Origin of the sequence: Frankia sp. Hr75.2 (genome assembly GCF_949319125.1) — a bacterium.
Classification (GTDB): Bacteria; Actinomycetota; Actinomycetes; order Frankiales; family Frankiaceae; genus Parafrankia; species Parafrankia soli.
On sequence record NZ_CASGGV010000055.1, the window covers coordinates 20,244 to 36,329 of the forward strand.

A 16,086-nucleotide genomic window follows, 5' to 3' on the forward strand; every position below is an offset into this window, starting at 1 on the left:
GGCCCGGCGCGGCCCCTCAGCCTCCGCCCACCAGGTGCGGCAGGGCCGGATCACCGGCGTCGCCGAGGATCGACGCCAGATGGCCGGCTATCGCGACCACCGTGGGATGGTTCCACAGCAGCGTCGCGGGCAGGGCGAGGCCGAACTCGCGTTCCAGCGCGATGCGCACGGAGGCGGCGAGCAGCGAGTCGACCCCCGCCTCGGTGAGCGGCTGGTGCGGGTCGAGGCTGGTCACGTCCGTGCCGAGGACGGCCGCGACCCGGCCACCGACCACGCCCAGCAGGTGGTCGGCCAGCTCGTTGCCCCGCAGGCCGATCCAGTCCGGCACGTCGGCCGGTGCCTCCGCGTCGGTGGTCGCCAGCTCGGACAGCAGCGCCGGCCGGGGGCCGGTGTGCCCGCGGGCGAGCCCGAGCACCGCGACCAGCGGTGCGCTCGGCGCACCGGCCCTGGCCGCCGCCGACGTTGCCGCCGCTGACGCTGACGATGCGGCGGCGGTCTGGTCGAACGCGCGCAACGCCTCGTCCGGTGAGATCGGCGTCGTGCCGCGGGCGGCGAGTTCCATGTCCGTGGTGTCGCCCGAGGTCGCCATCCCCAGGCCCTGCCAGCTCGTCCACGCGATGCTCACCGACTCGCGGTGACCGGCGGTCCGCCGGTGCGCGGCGAGGACGTCCAGGAAGGTGTTCGCGGCCGCGTAGGCGCCCTGACCCGGCAGCCCGAGCAGCGGGCCGGCGGAGGAGAACAGCACGAAGAAGTCGGTGCTGCCCGGCGGGAACAGCTGGTGCAGCACCCACGCCCCGTCCACCTTCGGCGCGAGCACCTCGCGCAGCCGCCCGTCGTCGAGGCGGCGCAGCAGCTCGCCGTGCACCACGCCGGCGGCGTGCACGACGCCCCGGACGGGGGGCAGGTGCGCGACGTCGAGCGCCGCGCGCATCGCCGCCAGGTCGGTGACGTCGGCCGCGACCGTGTGGACGGTGACCCCGGCGGCCTCCAGCCGCCGGAGGGACGCGGCTCGCGGATCCTCATCTGTCCAGCTCGCCCGCGCTGGCATGGGCGTCCGGCCGAGCAGGACGACCCGGCGGGCCCCGCGTGCGGCCAGGTGCTCGGCGACGACGAGGCCGAGCACCCCCAGGCCCCCAGTGATCAGATACGTGCTGTCGGCGCGGCAGGTGAACGCCTCGGCCGGGCCCAGGGGCACGGGTACCAGCCGCGGCACCAGGACCCTCGGCGTGGGGCCGGTGGGGTCGGCGCCGCCCGGCGCGGGAGCCGGCCCGACGGCGACCAGGGGCTCGGCGGGAGGCGTCGCGAACAGGCCCACGACTGTATCGGCGTCCCACCGGCCTGCGGGGACGTCGACGACGGCTCCCCAGAGCTCGGGATGCTCGGTGGCGACCACCCGGCCGAGTCCCCAGAGGGGTGAGTGCGCGAGGGCCTGCGGCCCGCCAGCCTCGCGGACACCCCGGGTCAGGCACCACAGCCGCGGGCGGGGCTCGGGGAGCGCGGCGACGCGCTGGACGAGGGCGGTGAACGCCGACGCGCAGTCGGCCGCCGACGGCGCCACCACCGACGGCGCACCTGCCGGGGTAACGGTCGTACCGCCCGCGTCAGGCCCGGCGCCGAAGGCGTTCCCGCCCGCCGCGCGCCCGCCGGCCGGCGCGGCCCACGGCGCGAACACCACGTGCGCCGCCGTGGCCACGGCGTCCGGATCGTCGTCGACGACGGCTCCACGCGCTGCGCAGGCCGGCGTGAACTCGCGCGCCACCTGGTGTGATCCGAGCACGAGGATCGTCTGGCCGGCCAGCGGATCCGCGGATGCCGGCTCGGCGGAAACCGGCCCCGCGGTCGGCAGCCAGCTCATCTCGAAGCGGTCCGTGCCGCCGCGGCCGTCCAGGTCACCGTCCAGCTCGCCGTAGCGCAGCCCGCGCAGCGCCGCCTCCGATCCGGAGCCCGGCCCGGCGCCGGCGACATCGCCGTAACCGTGGACCGTGACGTGCACGGTGTTCTTCTGCTCGGCGTCCAGCCATACCGCGACGCGCGCGGTGGCCGGTGGCGGCCCGGCCACCCGGACATGGTCGATCCGCGCGGGCATCCGCAGGACGGCGGGCCCGGGGAAGATCACGGACGCGGCCGACAGCGCGGCGTCGAGCACCGCGGCCCAGCTGCGGGTCGCCTCCGTCGTCACGACGGCGGACATCGACCGCGGGCCCCGGCGGAGCTCGGTGACCGTCCACGGGTAGCCCATGTCCGCGACCCCGAGCTCGGCCAGCCGGGTCACGACGTGATCGTCGGGCAGGGTCTCGTCCTGCGCCTCGGGTTCCTCACCCGGGACCGGCGATGCGGAGCCGCCCGCCGGCAGCGCCGTGGTGTGGGTCGACCAGCCGGCGGAAGGGCCGGCCAGCGGGCGGGTCACCAGCCGTAGGCCGGCCTCGTCGTGGACGACCCGCAGCTCGATCGGCTCGCCTTCCGCCGGCACCACGACCGGCTGGCGCAGCGCGACCTGGCGGAGCTCCTCGGTGCCGGCGGCGGTGAGAAAGGTGTTCAACAGGACGGCCGCCGGCACGATCTCCGTCCCGAGCACCGGATGGGTGCGCGGGTAGGGCCGGGTGCGGAAGTCCAGCGTGGTCCGCCACATCCGCTGCCGCGCGTTGGGCACGGCGAGGTCGGCGCCGAGCAGGGTGTCGGCGGGGAACTCGGTGCCCGCCGCCCCGTCCACCCAGTGGCGGGTGTGCCGCCAGGCGGTGGTGGGCAGGTCCACGGCGGGCCCGTCCGGGGCCGCCGGCCAGTTCACGCTCACACCGTTGCAGTGCAGGGACGCGAGCGCGGTGAGCAGCGTCCGGCGCTGGGGCTTGTCGCGGCGCAGGCTCGGTACCACGACGCCGCCGGTGTCCGCCGGTGTCCCGGCACCGGCCGCGGCGAGCGTCTCGGTGATCGAATGACTGACCACCGGGTGCGCCGACACCTCGAGGAACACCCGGTGGCCGTCGTCGTACGCCGCGGCGACGGCCTCCCGGAAGCGGACGGGGTTGCGCAGGTTCGCGGCCCAGTAGACGGCGTCCAGGCGGGGCCGTGACCGCGGGTCGTTCACCGCGGTCGCGTAGAGCGGCACGGCCACGGCACGGGGCCGCAGCTCCGCGGCGGCCACGGCGAGGTCCGGGCACAGCGGGTCCATCTGGGGGCTGTGGAACGCCACGTCCGAGTCGATCCGGCGGACGGTCCAGCCCGCGTCGGCGGCCCGTGCGGCGACGCGGTCGACCACCGGGATGTCCCCGGATACCACTGTCGACGCCGGGGCGGCGGAGATCGCGGCGACGGCCCCGGCGGCGTCCGCTCCCATGTCCGCCAGCCAGGACTCGACCTCGTCGAACGACCGGTCGACCATCACCATGGCGCCACGCCCGGCGACCCGGCGCAGCAGCATCGACCGCCGGCACACCAGCGTCGCGCCCTCGGTCTCGGTCAGCGCCCCCGCGGCGACCGACGCGGCGATCTCACCGACCGAGTGGCCGATCACCGCCCGCGGCACCAGGCCGTACGCCCGCCAGACGGCCGACAGCCCGACCTGCATCGCGAACAGCATCGCCTGGATGACGTCCACCGAGCCCAGGTCTCCGGACTCCAGCACCTCCCGCGGGCGGACTCCCAGCTCGGCGGCGAAGACCGGGTCGATCCGGTCGATCGCGGCGGCGAAGGCCGGCTCGTCGGTGAGCAGCTCCCGCCCCATGCCCGACCACTGCGCGCCGTGCCCGGAGAACACCCACACGGCGCCGGGCGCCTTGCGGTGCGCGTGCGCGGCCGGGCCCGCGGGCAGGCCGGCGCGCGCGGCGGTGCCGGTGACGACGGCGGGATCCGCCCGTCCCTCGGCGAGGGCAGCCAGACCCGCCGACAGCTCGGCCCGGTCCTCGGCGACGACCACCGCCCGCGCGCTGAGGTGGGAGCGGCGGGTGGCCAGGGTGTCCGCGACGGCAGCGAGGTCGGCGCGGGCGATCCCGGCGCGCGCTCCGCCCGGGCGGCCGTGGCCGTTTCCGACGCTGGGGCCGGGGCCGCCGGGGTTGAGCGCGGCCGCCAGACGGGCGGCCTGGGCGGCGAGACCCGCCTGGCTTGTCGACGACAGCGGGTAGAGGCGGAGATCGGATGCCGCCGTCCGTTCCGGGCCGCCGCGCCGCCCGGCCTGACCGGCCGACGCGGGCCGCGGCGGGGCCTCCTCGAGGACGACGTGGGCGATGGTGCCGCCGTAGCCGTAGCTCGCCACCCCTGCTCAGCGCGGATGACCGCTGGCCGGCCACGGAGTCGTCTCGGTCACCAGACGCAGGCCGCTGGCCTCCCAGGGGATGTCGGGCCGGGGGCCGGTCACCGTGCGGGTCGGCGGAAGGACGCCGCGGCTCAGCGCCAGCGCTGTCTTGATCACGCCGGCGATACCGGCGGCGGCCTCGGTGTGCCCGATGTTGGTCTTCACCGAGCCGATCAGGCACGGGCGCGGTATCCGTCCGCCGTCGCCGTCGCCCTCGTGGTGATCGGCGGTGCGGTTGCCGACGACGGCCGCCAGCGCGGCCGCCTCGATCGGGTCACCGACCCGGGTTCCGGTCCCGTGTGCCTCGACGTAATCCACCTCGGCCGGCGAGACGCCCGCGTCGGAGTAGGCCCGTCGCATCAGGTGCGCCTGGGCCTCGCTGCTCGGCGCCATGATGCCGTCGGTGCGGCCGTCCTGGTGGACGGCGCTGCCGCGCAGCACGGCGATGATCCGGTCACCCGAGCGCAGCGCGTCGGAGAGGCGGCGCAGCACCACGATCCCGCAGCCCTCGCCCCGCCCGTAGCCGTTCGCCGCGGCGTCGAAGGCCTTGGACCGGCCGTCCGGGGAGATCGCCCCGGCCCGGTCCAGCACCGTGGTCAGGCCGGGGCCCGCCATCAGCATCACGCCACCGGCGAGCGCGACCGGCACCTCGCCGCGCAGCAGGCTCAGGCGTGCCTGGTGCAGCGCGACCAGCGACGAGGAACAGGCGGTGTCGACCACGACGCTCGCGCCGCGCAGGTCGAGCGTGTAGGAGATCCGGTTCGCCACCGCGCACAGCGACGCCCCGATGCCGGTCCAGGCCTGGACGCCGGGCAGGTCCTCCAGCAGCCTGCGGCCGTAGTCGTCGGTGCCGACCCCCAGGAAGACCCCGGTGTCGGTGCCGGCGAGGTTGGTCGGCGGGATCCCGGCGTGCTCCAGCGCCTCCCAGGCGACCTCCAGCGCCATCCGCTGCTGGGGGTCGAGCTGGCGGGCCTCGGTCGGCGAGATCCCGAAGAAGGCGGCGTCGAAACCGGCGATGTCGTCGATGAAGGCACCGCGGTCGATGACGCGGGACAGCACCGCGGCCTCCTCCCGCGAGCGGCCGCGGTAGGCGTCCCAGCGGCCGGCCGGCACGGGGCCGGCGGCCGTCCGGCCGGCGAGGAGGAACTCCCAGAACGACCGCGGGCTGTCGATGCCTCCGGCGAACCGGCAGCCGATGCCGATGATCGCCACCCGGTCGTCGGGGGGCGGGCTGAACCTGCTCATGTGTCACCGCGGCGGGTCGGGCGCCACACGTCCTGGGCGGCGCGGAAGGGGGAGATGGTGGGAACGCCGGGGGAGGTCACCGGCCACAGCGGCACGCGGCCGCGGGCGACTACGGCGGTCACTGGTACATGACCGCCTTGCTCCACTCCTCGCCCGGCCCGAACAGATAGCGGGCCTTGAGGATGTCCCGCTGCTCCCGCAGCGCGTGGGCCGGGACGATCGTGCCCGGCGACAGGCCGGTGACCTGGTGCGGAACTCCCAGCTCCCGGTCGATCGCCGCGCGCAGCTCCTTGACCGCGCGTTCGCGGGCCTCGTCCGCCACCTCGATCTCCACCCGCAGCACGTCGGGCTCGGCGGCCGCGCGCCAGAACATCACCTCGCACGCGGCGGGAAGCCGGAAGACCAGTTCCTCGACCTGCTGCTGGGTGATGGGGGTGGAACCGACGTGATAGGCGAACGCCGCCCGGCCGAGCACCCGCACGGTCGGGAGCGGCCAGCCGCACGGGCAGGGCCGCGCGGAGACCTCGACCTCGTCGGCGAGGTTGTACCGCAGCAGCGGCATCGCCTCCCGGAACAGCGGGGTCACGACCAGCTGGCCGCGCCCGGTCGAGCTGAGAGTCCCCGTCTCCGGCGACCAGACTTCGAAGATCGCCCGGTCCGCCCACAGGTGCATCGCCCCGGACGGGCACTGGCCGGCCATGGTGCCGGTCTCGGTCGAGCCGTACTCCTCGATCACCGGGATGCCGCCCCAGATCTCGCTGATGCGCTGGCGCCGCGCGGCGGTGAGCGGCTCGGCCGCGACGAACATCGCCCGCAGCGCCGGGAAGTCCCGCTCCGGCCGCAGCCCCGCGGCCCGGGCGGCGGCCGCCAGCAGCAGCGCCTCGGTCGGATTGGACCAGGTCAGCGTGACCTCCAGGTCATGCACCACCCGGACGATGCGGGACAACGGGGTGGCCATCGACCGCGAGTCGCCGGGCACGACCGTGGCGCCGCACAGCCGGCCGGCGGCGTGCGCTAGATGGCCGGTGATGAGCAGCGCGTACGGGGTGCGGACCAGGAAGGTGTCCGACGAGCTCATGCCGATCCACTTGCGGGCGTACCGTTCCGCCAGGTCGGTCCAGTCCTTCTCGGTGTAGTAGGACGCGGTCGGGTCGCCGGCCGTGCCGCTCGACTCGTGGTACGTCGCGAGCTCCGTGCGCGCAACGGCGAGCATGCCGAACGGGTAGGCGTCGCGCAGGTCCTGTTTGGTGGTGAGGGCGAGGCCCGCGAAGTCGGCCGCGGTCCGCGGCGGCTCACCGCCGGCGTACCGGGCCGCGTAGAAAGGCGAGCGCAGCGCGGTGGCCAGGACTCGGGGCAGTTCGGCGCGTTGCAGGGCGGCAAGTTCGTCCGGGTTGGGCCAGCTGGTTGCGTCAGGACGCGTCCACGGCATCGGGACTCCCGTTCGGGTGAGGTTCGTTGCGAGGTGCGTGTCAGATGGACCGACGACGTCCAGCAGCACAGCACCGGAACCTGCTCCGGATCGTGAGTAGCCGGCACTCAATTCGGTCGTCAGTAGCGGGCCGGGAGTGCTGCGAGGAACCTGCCGATGACGGCCGGAAAAGGGTTCCGGAAGCTGGGTCCACCGAGAATCTTTGAGTAGTGACTACTCACGAGATCGGAATACGCGTCGTGTTCTTCTTTTCTTCGCGGCCGGCTGGCGGCAGCCGGAGGAGACCCAGTTGATTCACGTGGAGGAGATATCCAACGATGAGGACCACGAATCTGTATCTCGCCGGGATCGGCAGCCATCTGCCGCCCCTGGAACCGGTCGAGCGGGCCGTCGCCGAGGGCCGTTACGATTCCGCCGCCGCGAAGGCGTCCGGGATGCGCTCCGTGGCGGTCAGTGACTCGACTCCGGCCCCGGAGATGGCCATCGAGTCGGCCCGGGCGGCGCTGGCCGGCTCCCGGCACACCGCGGACGACATAGGCGTGCTGTTCCACAGCTACACCCATCACCAGGGCCCGGACGGCTGGTCGGCGGTGCACTACATCCTGCGCAACACGGTCGACCGGCCGGTGCCCGCGGTCGAGGTGCGCCAGGGCTGCCTCGGGATGATCGCCGGCGTGGAGGCGGCCGCGAACCGGCTCGTCGCCAACCCGACCCACGACGCGGCGCTGGTCACCACCGGCGACAACTTCTCCACGCCGCTGGTCGACCGCTGGCGTGGCTCGGGCCTGTTCCTGCTGGCCGACGCCGGGTCGGCGGTGGTCGTGTCGCGCCGGGCCGGATTCGCCGAGCTGCTCGCCGTCGGGTCGTTGTCGGATTCGTCGATGGAGATCCTGCATCGGGCCGGCGAGGATCTCTTTCCGCCGGGAATCACCCGGGGCCGCGGGCTGAACTTCGCCGAGCGGGCCGAGAAGGTGCGCGAGCAGTGGGCGGCCGGCCAGGCGCCCCCCATCAAGAATTTCGGCGACCGGGTAGCCGAGATAGCCGAGCGCACGCTGAAGGAGGCCGGGCTCACCCTTGAGCAGGTGAGCCGGGTCTGCCATGTCGGTTTCGGCCGGCCCGCGCTGGAGGCCATGTTCCTCGTCCCGCTCGGCCTGCCCGCCGACAAGGACACCTGGGACTACGTGAACACCATCGGCCACACTGGCGCCGCCGACCTGTTCCTCGGCCTGGAGCACCTGTGGCGCACCGGTCAGGTCGGCCCGGGCGACAACGTGCTGCTGATCGGCGCCAGCACGGGGATGGAAGCCGGGGCGGCCGTCGTCCGGATCACCGTGACGCCGGCGGAGTGGGAGGTCTGATGCTGCCCGGTTGCACCTCATGGCCGGCGGAGGTCGCTCGCGGCTACCGGGAGAAGGGCATCTGGCGGGGACAGACGATGGGCGCGATGCTGGCCGAGCTCGCCGGCCGCCACCGTGACCGCACGGCGCTGGTCCACCACGACCGCCGGATCAGCTACGCCGAGCTGGACGCCTGGGCCGACCGGCTGGCCGCCGGGTTCGCCGCGCACGGCGTCGCGCGCGGCGAGCGCGTCGTGGTGCAGCTGCCGAACACCCCGGAGTTCATCGCGATCGTGTTCGGGCTGTCCCGGATCGGCGCGATCCCGGTGTTCTCTCTGGTCGCGCACCGGGCGACCGAGCTGACCCACCTGGTGCGGCTGTCCGGCGCCACCGGGTACATGGTGCCCGAGACCTACCGCCGGTTCGACCACCTGGCCCTGGCCCGCCAGGTCCAGGCGGAGACCGACACGTTGCGGACGCTGTTCGTGTTCGGTGACCGTGCCGACGGCTTCGTCGCGCTCTCGGACGTCGAGGCCGCCGGCACCGCCGCCCGGGAAGCCGGCACCGCCGCGGGGGAGGCCCTGTCTCCGGAGGCCGACCCGTCCGATGTGGCGTTCTTCCTTCTCTCCGGCGGGACCACGGCGCTGCCGAAGATGATCCCGCGCACCCACGACGACTACGTGTACCAGTCCGAGCTGGCCGCCCAGGTGTGCCAGATGTCCGCCGAGGACGTCTACCTGGCCGTGCTGCCCGTCGAGTTCAACTTCGCCTTCGGCTGCCCGGGTGTGATCGGCACGCTGCAGACCGGCGGGATGGCCGTGCTCGCCGACACCCCGAACCCGCTGGACTGTTTTCCGCTCGTGGAACGGCACGGCGTGACGATGACCGCGATGGTCCCCTCCGTCGTGGCGCTGTGGCTGGAGGCCGCCGAGTGGAACGACGCGGACCTGTCGAGCCTGCGCCTGGTCCAGGTCGGCGGCGCCCGGATGACCCGCGAGTTCACCGCCCGGATCGGGCCGGGCCTGGGCTGCTCGCTCCAGCAGGTGTTCGGGATGGCCGAGGGCCTGCTCTGCTTCAGCCACCCCGACGATCCGGCCGACGCGGTGCTCACCACCCAGGGCCGCCCGATCTCGCCCGCGGACGAGATGCTCGTCGTCGGGCCGGACGGCGACCCGCTGCCCAGCGGCGAGATCGGCGAGCTGGTCGCCCGTGGTCCGTACACGCTGCGCGGCTACTACCGGGTGCCGGAGTACAACGCGCGGGCGTTCACCCCGGACGGCTTCTTCCGCACCGGTGATCTCGCCCGGTTGACCCCGGCCGGTGACCTGGTGATCGAGGGCCGGATCAAGGAAATGATCATCCGTGGCGGGGACAAGATCTCCGCCGGGGAGGTCGAGGACCACCTGCTCGCCCACCCCGGCGTCACCGCGGCGGCCGTGACCGCCGTCCCCGACGACCTGCTCGGTGAGCGGATCTGCGCCCACCTGATCGTCGACGGGCCGGCCCCGTCGCTGGCCGAGCTCAAGCGGGCCATGCACGCGCGCGGCGTCGCCGACTACAAGCTGCCCGACGCCGTCCGGTTCGTGACCGAGTTCCCGCTCACCCCGCTCGGGAAGATCGACAAGTTGGCACTGGCCGCGGCGGCCGCGTCCGAACGGAAGGCTCAGGTGTGACCGGCATCCCCGTACCGAACGAGGCGGCGCTGCGCGACGTCGTGGCGTCCGCGCTCGGCCTCGCGCCCGCGGATCTCGATCCGGAGGCGAACCTCGTCGTGCTCGGCCTGAGCTCCCTGGAGATCATGCGGCTGGTCGGCACCTGGCGGCGCCGGGGCGTGCCCGCGGACTTCGACCGGCTGGTCGCGGCCCCGACGCTCACCGGCTGGCTGGAGCACTTCGCCGAGCTGGTGCCCGCCGCCGACCCGTCGACGGAGGCGACCCGGTGAGCGCCCTGCTGATCACCGGCGGCACGGTCTACACCGCGGACGACGCCGAGCGCGTCGTGCCGGGCGGCGCCCTGCTGGCCCTGGACGGCGAGATCGTCGCGGTCAGCACCGCGTCCGAGGTCGCGGAACGGGTCGGCGAGCTCGCCCCGGACATCCAGGCCGGCCTGGAGACCGTGGACGCCCGCGGGATGCTCGTCCTGCCCGGGCTGGTGAACGCTCACTGGCACGAGATGTTCTCGATGCGGTTCCCGATGCGGGGCGTGCTGCGCCCGCCGTCGGACCGCGAGGACAAGGCCGTCTTCATGGGCGCCGGCGGCGACATCCACCAGATCTCCGGGATGTTCGACTCGTTCGGCCCGATGATCGAGGCGATGACGCCCGACGAGGGCCAGGCGATCGCCGAGTACTCGATGTGGACCCAGCTGCGCGGCGGGGTCACCACCCTGGGCGACATGGGGTCGCTCAACCGGCCCGCATCCATGGTCGCCGCCGCTCAGACGCTCGGCCTCCGCTTCTCCGCCAGCACCTGGGCCTCGGACGCGATCTGTCCGCCGGGCGGCTCGCGCTTCGTGCGCACCCGGGACGCCGACACGGTGCTCAGCGGTGTCGAGTCGCTGCTCAAGACGGTCGGCGCCGACCCGACCGGGCTGCTGCGGGTCCGTCCCAGCATCGCCTACGTGACCAACATGACCGACGAGCTCGGCCGCGGGATGGCGGAGCTCGTCGACGCGAGGGATCTCGGGTTCGCCACGCATGTGGGCGCGCTGCGCAACGAGGTGGAGGTGATGCGGACCTTTCACGGCACCACCGGGGTGCGCCGCCTCGCCGAGCTCGGTCTCGTCAACGACCGACTCATGGCCGCGCACTGCGCGTTCGTGGACGACGACGAGCGGCAGCTCCTGCTCGACGCGGGGGTGCACATCAGCCACTCGCCGGCCAAGTACGGACCGTCCGGTGAGTCGTCGCTGACGGAGACCGCCGTCGTCCCGGCGCTGCGCCGGGACGGGCTGGAGGTGTCGCTGTCGACCGACGGCGCGGCCATGCCGATCGCCGGGATGGCCGAGACGATGCGGGCCGCCTGGCAGATGTACAACGAGATGAGCGCCGACCAGACCGAGGTGCGCGCCAGCGACGCGCTGGCGATGGCCACCCGCATCGCGGCCCGCGGCCTGCGCTGGGAGGGCGTCGGGAGCCTGGCGCCCGGCTACCAGGCCGATGTGGTGCTGGTGCGGGCCGACGACTGGCGGTACGTGCTCAACCCCAGGCCGATCGAGGGCTTCCTGTGGCTCGGCGGGTCCACCGACGTGGACACCGTCATCGTCGCGGGCCGCACGCTGCTGCGCGGCGGGAGGAGCCTCGCCGTCGACGAGCGGGAGCTCGAGGCGCGCTACCTCTCGGCGCTGGCCTCCTTCACCACCCGGGTGGTGAAGGTCCCGGCCGACGTCGTCGACCGCGCGATGCGGCAGGCCGCCCGATGACCACGACGGCGCAGACCAAGACGGCGCAGACCACGACGACGCCGAGGGCGGGGGGCTCCACCGCGCCCGGCGGGCCGTCGTCCGGTGGCGTGACGCTGGTGACCGGGGCCGCGGGCGGGATCGGTGCGTCGGTGGCGCGCGCGCTCGCTGTCGAGGGCACGCCGGTGGCGCTCGTCGACCGCTCCGCCGAGCCGCTGTGGCGGCTCGCCGACGAGCTGGCCGGCGCGGGCCGGCAGGTGCTCGCCGTCGCCGCGGACGTCACCGTCAGCGCCGACGTCGACGCCGCGGTCGCGAAGGTCGAGGCGGAGCTGGGCGCCATCGGCGGGCTCGTCAACGCGGCCGGTGTGCTGCGGACGGGGGCCGTCACCGCGCTCGCCGACGAGGACTGGGAGCAGACGCTCGCGGTGAACGCCGGCGGGGTCTTCCACGTCTGCCGCGCGGTGGCCCGCCGGATGGTTCCCCGCGGTGCCGGATCGATCGTCACCGTCGCCTCGAACGCGGCGCGCACGCCGCGGACCGGGATGGCGGCGTACGGGGCGTCCAAGGCCGCCGCGACCATGATCACCAAGGTGCTCGGCCTGGAGCTGGCCGGTCACGGAATCCGCTGCAACATCGTCGCCCCCGGTTCGACGCGCACTCCGATGCTCACGGCGCTGGCCGGCGACGCCGCCGAGCGTGCGTCGATCGAGGGCACCGCGGCGACCTTCCGCCTCGGTATTCCCACCGGACGGATCGCCGAGCCCGACCAGATCGCGGACGCGGTGCTCTTCCTGCTCTCCGACCGGGCCGCCCAGATCACCCTGCACGAGCTGACCGTCGACGGCGGAGCCACGCTCGGCGCCTGACCGTCGCACGAAGGCGATCGCCGCGCGGAAACGCGCAGAAAGGAACGGACCGCGGTCATGGGGATCACTCCGATCGAGTCCTATCCGATGCCGACCCCGGCCGACCTGCCCGCGAACATCGCGTCGTGGCGGGTCGAACCCGAGCGTGCCGTCCTGCTCATCCACGACATGCAGCACTACTTCCTCGCACCGTTCGCGCGTGGCGCGCAGCCGCACACCGACCTCGTCCACAACGTGCGCGCGCTGCGTGAGCGGTGCGCACAGCTCGGGATTCCGGTGATGTACTCGGCGCAGCCCGGCGGCATGAGTAGTCGGGACCGCGGGCTCCTGGCGGACTTCTGGGGGCCGGGAATGACCGCACAGGCCCGCGACCGGGGCATTCCCGACGAGCTCGAGCCTGCCCCGGCCGACACCGTGCTCACCAAGTGGCGGGCCAGCGCCTTCCACCGCTCGCCGCTGCTGGAGCTGATGCGCGATGCGGGTCGTGACCAGTTGATCATCTGTGGTGTGTACGCGCACGTCGGAGTGCTGCTCACCGCCGCCGACGCGTTCGCGAACGACATCCAGGCCTTCGTCGTGGCCGACGCGGTGGCCGACTTCACCCCCGAGTTCCACCGGATGGCGCTGGACTACGTCGCCATCCGGTGCGGGGCCGCCGTGGTGGCGGCCGACGTCCTGGGCTGGCTCGGCGCCTCCGGCGCCGCGTCGGCCGCGTCGGCGACGGCGGCCGGGTCTGCGACGACGTGCGCGTCGTCGGCCCGGGCCTGAAGGAGATGGCCCATCTCGCGCACACCGAGTACCGGATCGTCGGGCGCAGCTCCCGCGACGTGCGCGAGATCCTGCGGGAGACCCTGTTCGCCCCGACGGTGACGGGTAGCCCGCTGCAGAGCGCCTGCCACGTCATCGCGAAGTTCGAGCCGTCCGCGCGGGGCTACTACGCGGGGGCGGCCGCGTTGATCGGCTGGGACGCACTCGGCGGCCAGCGGCTCGACTCCGCGATCCTGATCCGCACCGCCGACGTCGACAGCACGGGCCGGATGCGGGTCGGGGTCGGCGCCACGCTGGTGCGCGACTCCCACCCGGCGGCGGAGACCGACGAGACCCGCGCCAAGGTGGCCGGCCTCCTGCACGCGCTGCGTCGCCCCGTCGTCCGGCTCGGTCGGTCCTCGCCCTCGAGCGGGCCCGCGGTGGCCGACCAGCCGGTGTCCGTACGGCCGGTGTCCGACCGGCCGGAGTCCGGGCAGCGGGCGCCACGGGCCACCGCGACAGGGCGGGCACGTGGACCGGCCGCCGGGCCGCGGGCGGCCAGTCCACGTCGCCCCGGTGCCCCCCTCGGCGAGGATCCGGCGGTACGGGCGGCGCTGGCGAGCCGGAACCTCCCGCTGGCGCCGTTCTGGCTGACGCCGGCGCAGACTCGTCCGCGCGACCGGGGCCGCCTGCTGATCGTGGACGCGGAGGACACCTTCACGGCGATGGGGGCGGCTCAGCTGGGCGCCCTCGGATTCGACGTCACGGTCCGCCGCTTCGACGAGCCCTACCAGATCGAGGGGGTCGACCTCGTCGTCCTCGGCCCCGGGCCGGGCGATCCACTGGACGGCGCGGATCCCAAGATCGCCAGCTTGCGGGCTGTCACCAGGAGCCTGCTGAACCTGGATGTGCCCTTCCTGTCGGTGTGCCTGAGCCACCAGGTGCTCTGCGACCTGCTCGGCCTACCGGTAATCCGGATGGCGGTTCCCAACCAGGGCGTGCGGCGGACCGCCGATCTGTTCGGCCAGTTGGAGCCGGTGTACTTCTACAACACCTTCGTCGCGATTCATCCGAGTGACCTGCTCGAGGGCGGGCCGGGAGTCGGACCGGTCGAGGTGGCCCGTGACCTGACCACGGGCGAGGTGCACGCGTTGCGGGGTGCCGGGTTCGCCTCCATGCAGTTCCACGCGGCCTCGGTGATGACCCGCGGCGGCCTGACGCTCATGGACACCCTGGTCACCGGTGTGCTGCGGGACCGGTGACGACGACCCTTCGTGGTGGCCGGTGGCCGGTGGCCGGTGGCCGGTGGCCGGTGGCTGGCGGTCGGCGGCACCGCCGGCGCCGGCCGGATCACGGTGTGGACGGCGTCGCGCGGGTGACGATCTCGTCGGCGTGCCGGGCGATCCAGGCCACCAGGGGGGGCCAGGCGGGTGACCAGGTCGTCTCCGAGACCGGTGAGGCTGTACTCCACGTGTGGCGGGATGACCAGGAGAGCCTCACGGTGGACGAGCCCGTCCTGCTCGAGGGTGCGCAGCGTCTGGGCGAGCATCTTCTCGCTCACGCCCTCGATGGCTCTGCGCAGCTCCCCCCAGCGCAGGGTCCGCCCGGCCAGCGTGAGCAGGACGAGGATCCCCCACCGGCTCGTGACGTGGTCGAGGACCGTCCGGGTCGGACAGTCGCGGGGAAAGAAGCCGTCCGCGAAGAGGGCCCGCAGCCCGCCGAACTGGTCGCTGACCTGGTTACTAACCATGAAGACAGTACCCCTTACCTGAAGGTGGGTACTATGCGCAGGAAAGTGTTCGCGAGAGGGTCCTGGTGGGCGCAGACGGCGCTGTTCGACCACACCCACCACTGGAGGACCCATGTCCATCGTCGTCACCGGAGCCGGCGGTCACCTCGGCCGGCTCGTCGTCGAGAACCTGCTGGCCCGCGGCGTCCCCGCGGGGCGGATCGTGGCGGGCACCCGCAATGTCGACGCACTGTCGGCGCTGGCGGAGCGGGGCGTGGACGTCCGCCGCCTGGACTTCGACGACCCGGCCTCGCTCGCGACGGCGTTCACCGGGGCCGAGAAGGCGCTGATCGTGTCGGGGACGGACTTCGGCCGCCGGGTCGAGCAGCACGTGGGCGCGGCCCGGGCGGCGCGCGACGCCGGCGCGTCCCTCGTCGTCTACACCAGCGCGCCGTACGCCGACACCACCGACATGCTGCTGGCCGAGGACCACCGGGGGACCGAGGCGGGCATCCGCGCGCTCGGCGTCCCGTTCACCTTCCTGCGCAACGGCTGGTACTTCGAGAACTACACCGACCAGCTCCCGGTCTACCTCCAGGTGGGCGCGGTCGTGGGCTGCGCCGGCGAGGGCCGCGTCAGCGGGGCCGCCCGGTCGGAGTACGCCGAGGCGGCCGCCGCCGTCCTGACGGGTGAGGGGCACGAGGGCGCCGTGTACGAGCTGGGCGGCGACACGTCCTTCACCCTGCCGGAGCTGGCCGAGCAGATCGCCAAGCACACCGGCCAGCCGATCGTCTACCGCGACGTCACGCAGCCCGAGCTGGAGGCCGTCCTGACCGGCGCGGGTCTGCCCGGGCCCGTCGCGCGCGTCCTCGCCGACGCGGACCGGGCGATCGGCGCGGGACGGCTCCAGATCGACACCGGCGACCTGAGCCGGCTCATCGGCCATCCGACCGTCAACCTGGCGGACGCGGTGGCCGCCGCCGGCGCGCCCGCGGCGCCGTGACCGGCCGGGCAGGCTCGTGGACCGGCGCACCACGAAAGGCGGTCAG

Annotated in this window: 11 protein-coding genes and 1 pseudogene; 8 read left to right on the forward strand and 4 right to left on the reverse strand. The window is 74.0% G+C overall.

Annotation, left to right across the window (positions count from 1 at the left end):
- Positions 1-16: 16 nt before the first annotated feature.
- The 3 genes from AC559T_RS05830 to AC559T_RS05840 all read right to left on the reverse strand — a co-directional run bounded on the left by AC559T_RS05830 (position 17) and on the right by AC559T_RS05840 (position 6,959).
- Positions 17-4,246 (reverse strand): SDR family NAD(P)-dependent oxidoreductase, encoded by a 4,230-nt coding sequence (locus tag AC559T_RS05830; protein ID WP_498868019.1) that lies wholly within the window; start codon positions 4,244-4,246, stop codon positions 17-19.
- Positions 4,247-4,252: 6 nt separating this feature from the next.
- Positions 4,253-5,530, reverse strand: a complete 1,278-nt coding sequence (locus AC559T_RS05835) for a beta-ketoacyl synthase N-terminal-like domain-containing protein (protein ID WP_498868020.1) — start codon at positions 5,528-5,530, stop codon at positions 4,253-4,255.
- Between the two features lie 118 nt (positions 5,531-5,648).
- A complete protein-coding gene (locus AC559T_RS05840; protein WP_112107251.1) occupies positions 5,649-6,959 on the reverse strand; it encodes a phenylacetate--CoA ligase family protein in 1,311 nt (436 codons plus the stop codon).
- Between the two features lie 317 nt (positions 6,960-7,276).
- Between AC559T_RS05840 and AC559T_RS05845 the strand changes: the two genes are divergently transcribed.
- From AC559T_RS05845 to AC559T_RS05875, 7 genes are read left to right on the forward strand one after another with little or no spacing between them, the layout of a single operon-like run.
- Positions 7,277-8,317: a ketoacyl-ACP synthase III family protein gene (locus tag AC559T_RS05845; protein WP_131622122.1), complete on the forward strand. Its 1,041-nt coding sequence runs from the start codon at positions 7,277-7,279 to the stop codon at positions 8,315-8,317.
- Positions 8,317-9,969, forward strand: coding sequence for a (2,3-dihydroxybenzoyl)adenylate synthase (locus tag AC559T_RS05850; protein ID WP_498868021.1), 1,653 nt, complete (start codon positions 8,317-8,319; stop codon positions 9,967-9,969). The genes AC559T_RS05845 and AC559T_RS05850 overlap by 1 nt, the downstream gene beginning before the upstream one ends.
- Positions 9,966-10,238, forward strand: coding sequence for a phosphopantetheine-binding protein (locus AC559T_RS05855; RefSeq protein WP_112107195.1), 273 nt, complete (start codon positions 9,966-9,968; stop codon positions 10,236-10,238). The genes AC559T_RS05850 and AC559T_RS05855 overlap by 4 nt, the downstream gene beginning before the upstream one ends.
- Positions 10,235-11,716 carry an amidohydrolase family protein gene (locus AC559T_RS05860; RefSeq protein WP_498868022.1) on the forward strand — a complete coding sequence of 494 codons (1,482 nt, stop codon included), beginning with the start codon at positions 10,235-10,237 and terminating at the stop codon, positions 11,714-11,716. The genes AC559T_RS05855 and AC559T_RS05860 overlap by 4 nt, the downstream gene beginning before the upstream one ends.
- On the forward strand, positions 11,713-12,561 hold the full coding sequence (locus AC559T_RS05865) for a 2,3-dihydro-2,3-dihydroxybenzoate dehydrogenase (RefSeq protein ID WP_498868023.1): 849 nt from the start codon (positions 11,713-11,715) through the stop codon (positions 12,559-12,561). Before AC559T_RS05860 ends, AC559T_RS05865 begins: the two co-directional genes overlap by 4 nt.
- Positions 12,562-12,618: 57 nt before the next feature.
- Entirely contained in the window at positions 12,619-13,329 is a 711-nt protein-coding gene (locus AC559T_RS05870; RefSeq protein ID WP_498868024.1) for an isochorismatase family protein, read from the forward strand.
- Complete coding sequence (locus AC559T_RS05875) at positions 13,305-14,570, forward strand: anthranilate synthase family protein (protein WP_498868025.1); 1,266 nt, start codon at positions 13,305-13,307, stop codon at positions 14,568-14,570. Before AC559T_RS05870 ends, AC559T_RS05875 begins: the two co-directional genes overlap by 25 nt.
- A 227-nt stretch (positions 14,571-14,797) precedes the next feature.
- On the opposite strand, the pseudogene AC559T_RS05880 reads toward AC559T_RS05875, so the two are convergent.
- A pseudogene (locus AC559T_RS05880) lies at positions 14,798-15,178 on the reverse strand (winged helix-turn-helix transcriptional regulator); the annotation flags it as partial.
- Here AC559T_RS05880 and AC559T_RS05885 point away from each other — a divergent pair.
- Positions 15,171-16,040: an SDR family oxidoreductase gene (locus tag AC559T_RS05885; RefSeq protein ID WP_498868026.1), complete on the forward strand. Its 870-nt coding sequence runs from the start codon at positions 15,171-15,173 to the stop codon at positions 16,038-16,040. The pseudogene AC559T_RS05880 and the gene AC559T_RS05885 overlap by 8 nt on opposite strands.
- Positions 16,041-16,086 lie beyond the last annotated feature (46 nt).

Excerpts from the sequence above, each read along its gene's own strand:
- AC559T_RS05845 (WP_131622122.1), top strand. The coding sequence starts at position 7,277 with ATGAGGACCACGAATCTGTATCTCGCCGGGATCGGCAGCCATCTGCCG.
- AC559T_RS05840 (WP_112107251.1), bottom strand. The coding sequence starts at position 6,959 with ATGCCGTGGACGCGTCCTGACGCAACCAGCTGGCCCAACCCGGACGAA.
- AC559T_RS05835 (WP_498868020.1), bottom strand. The coding sequence starts at position 5,530 with ATGAGCAGGTTCAGCCCGCCCCCCGACGACCGGGTGGCGATCATCGGC.
- AC559T_RS05870 (WP_498868024.1), top strand. The coding sequence starts at position 12,619 with ATGGGGATCACTCCGATCGAGTCCTATCCGATGCCGACCCCGGCCGAC.
- AC559T_RS05865 (WP_498868023.1), top strand. The coding sequence starts at position 11,713 with ATGACCACGACGGCGCAGACCAAGACGGCGCAGACCACGACGACGCCG.
- AC559T_RS05885 (WP_498868026.1), top strand. The coding sequence starts at position 15,171 with ATGTCCATCGTCGTCACCGGAGCCGGCGGTCACCTCGGCCGGCTCGTC.
- AC559T_RS05850 (WP_498868021.1), top strand. The coding sequence starts at position 8,317 with ATGCTGCCCGGTTGCACCTCATGGCCGGCGGAGGTCGCTCGCGGCTAC.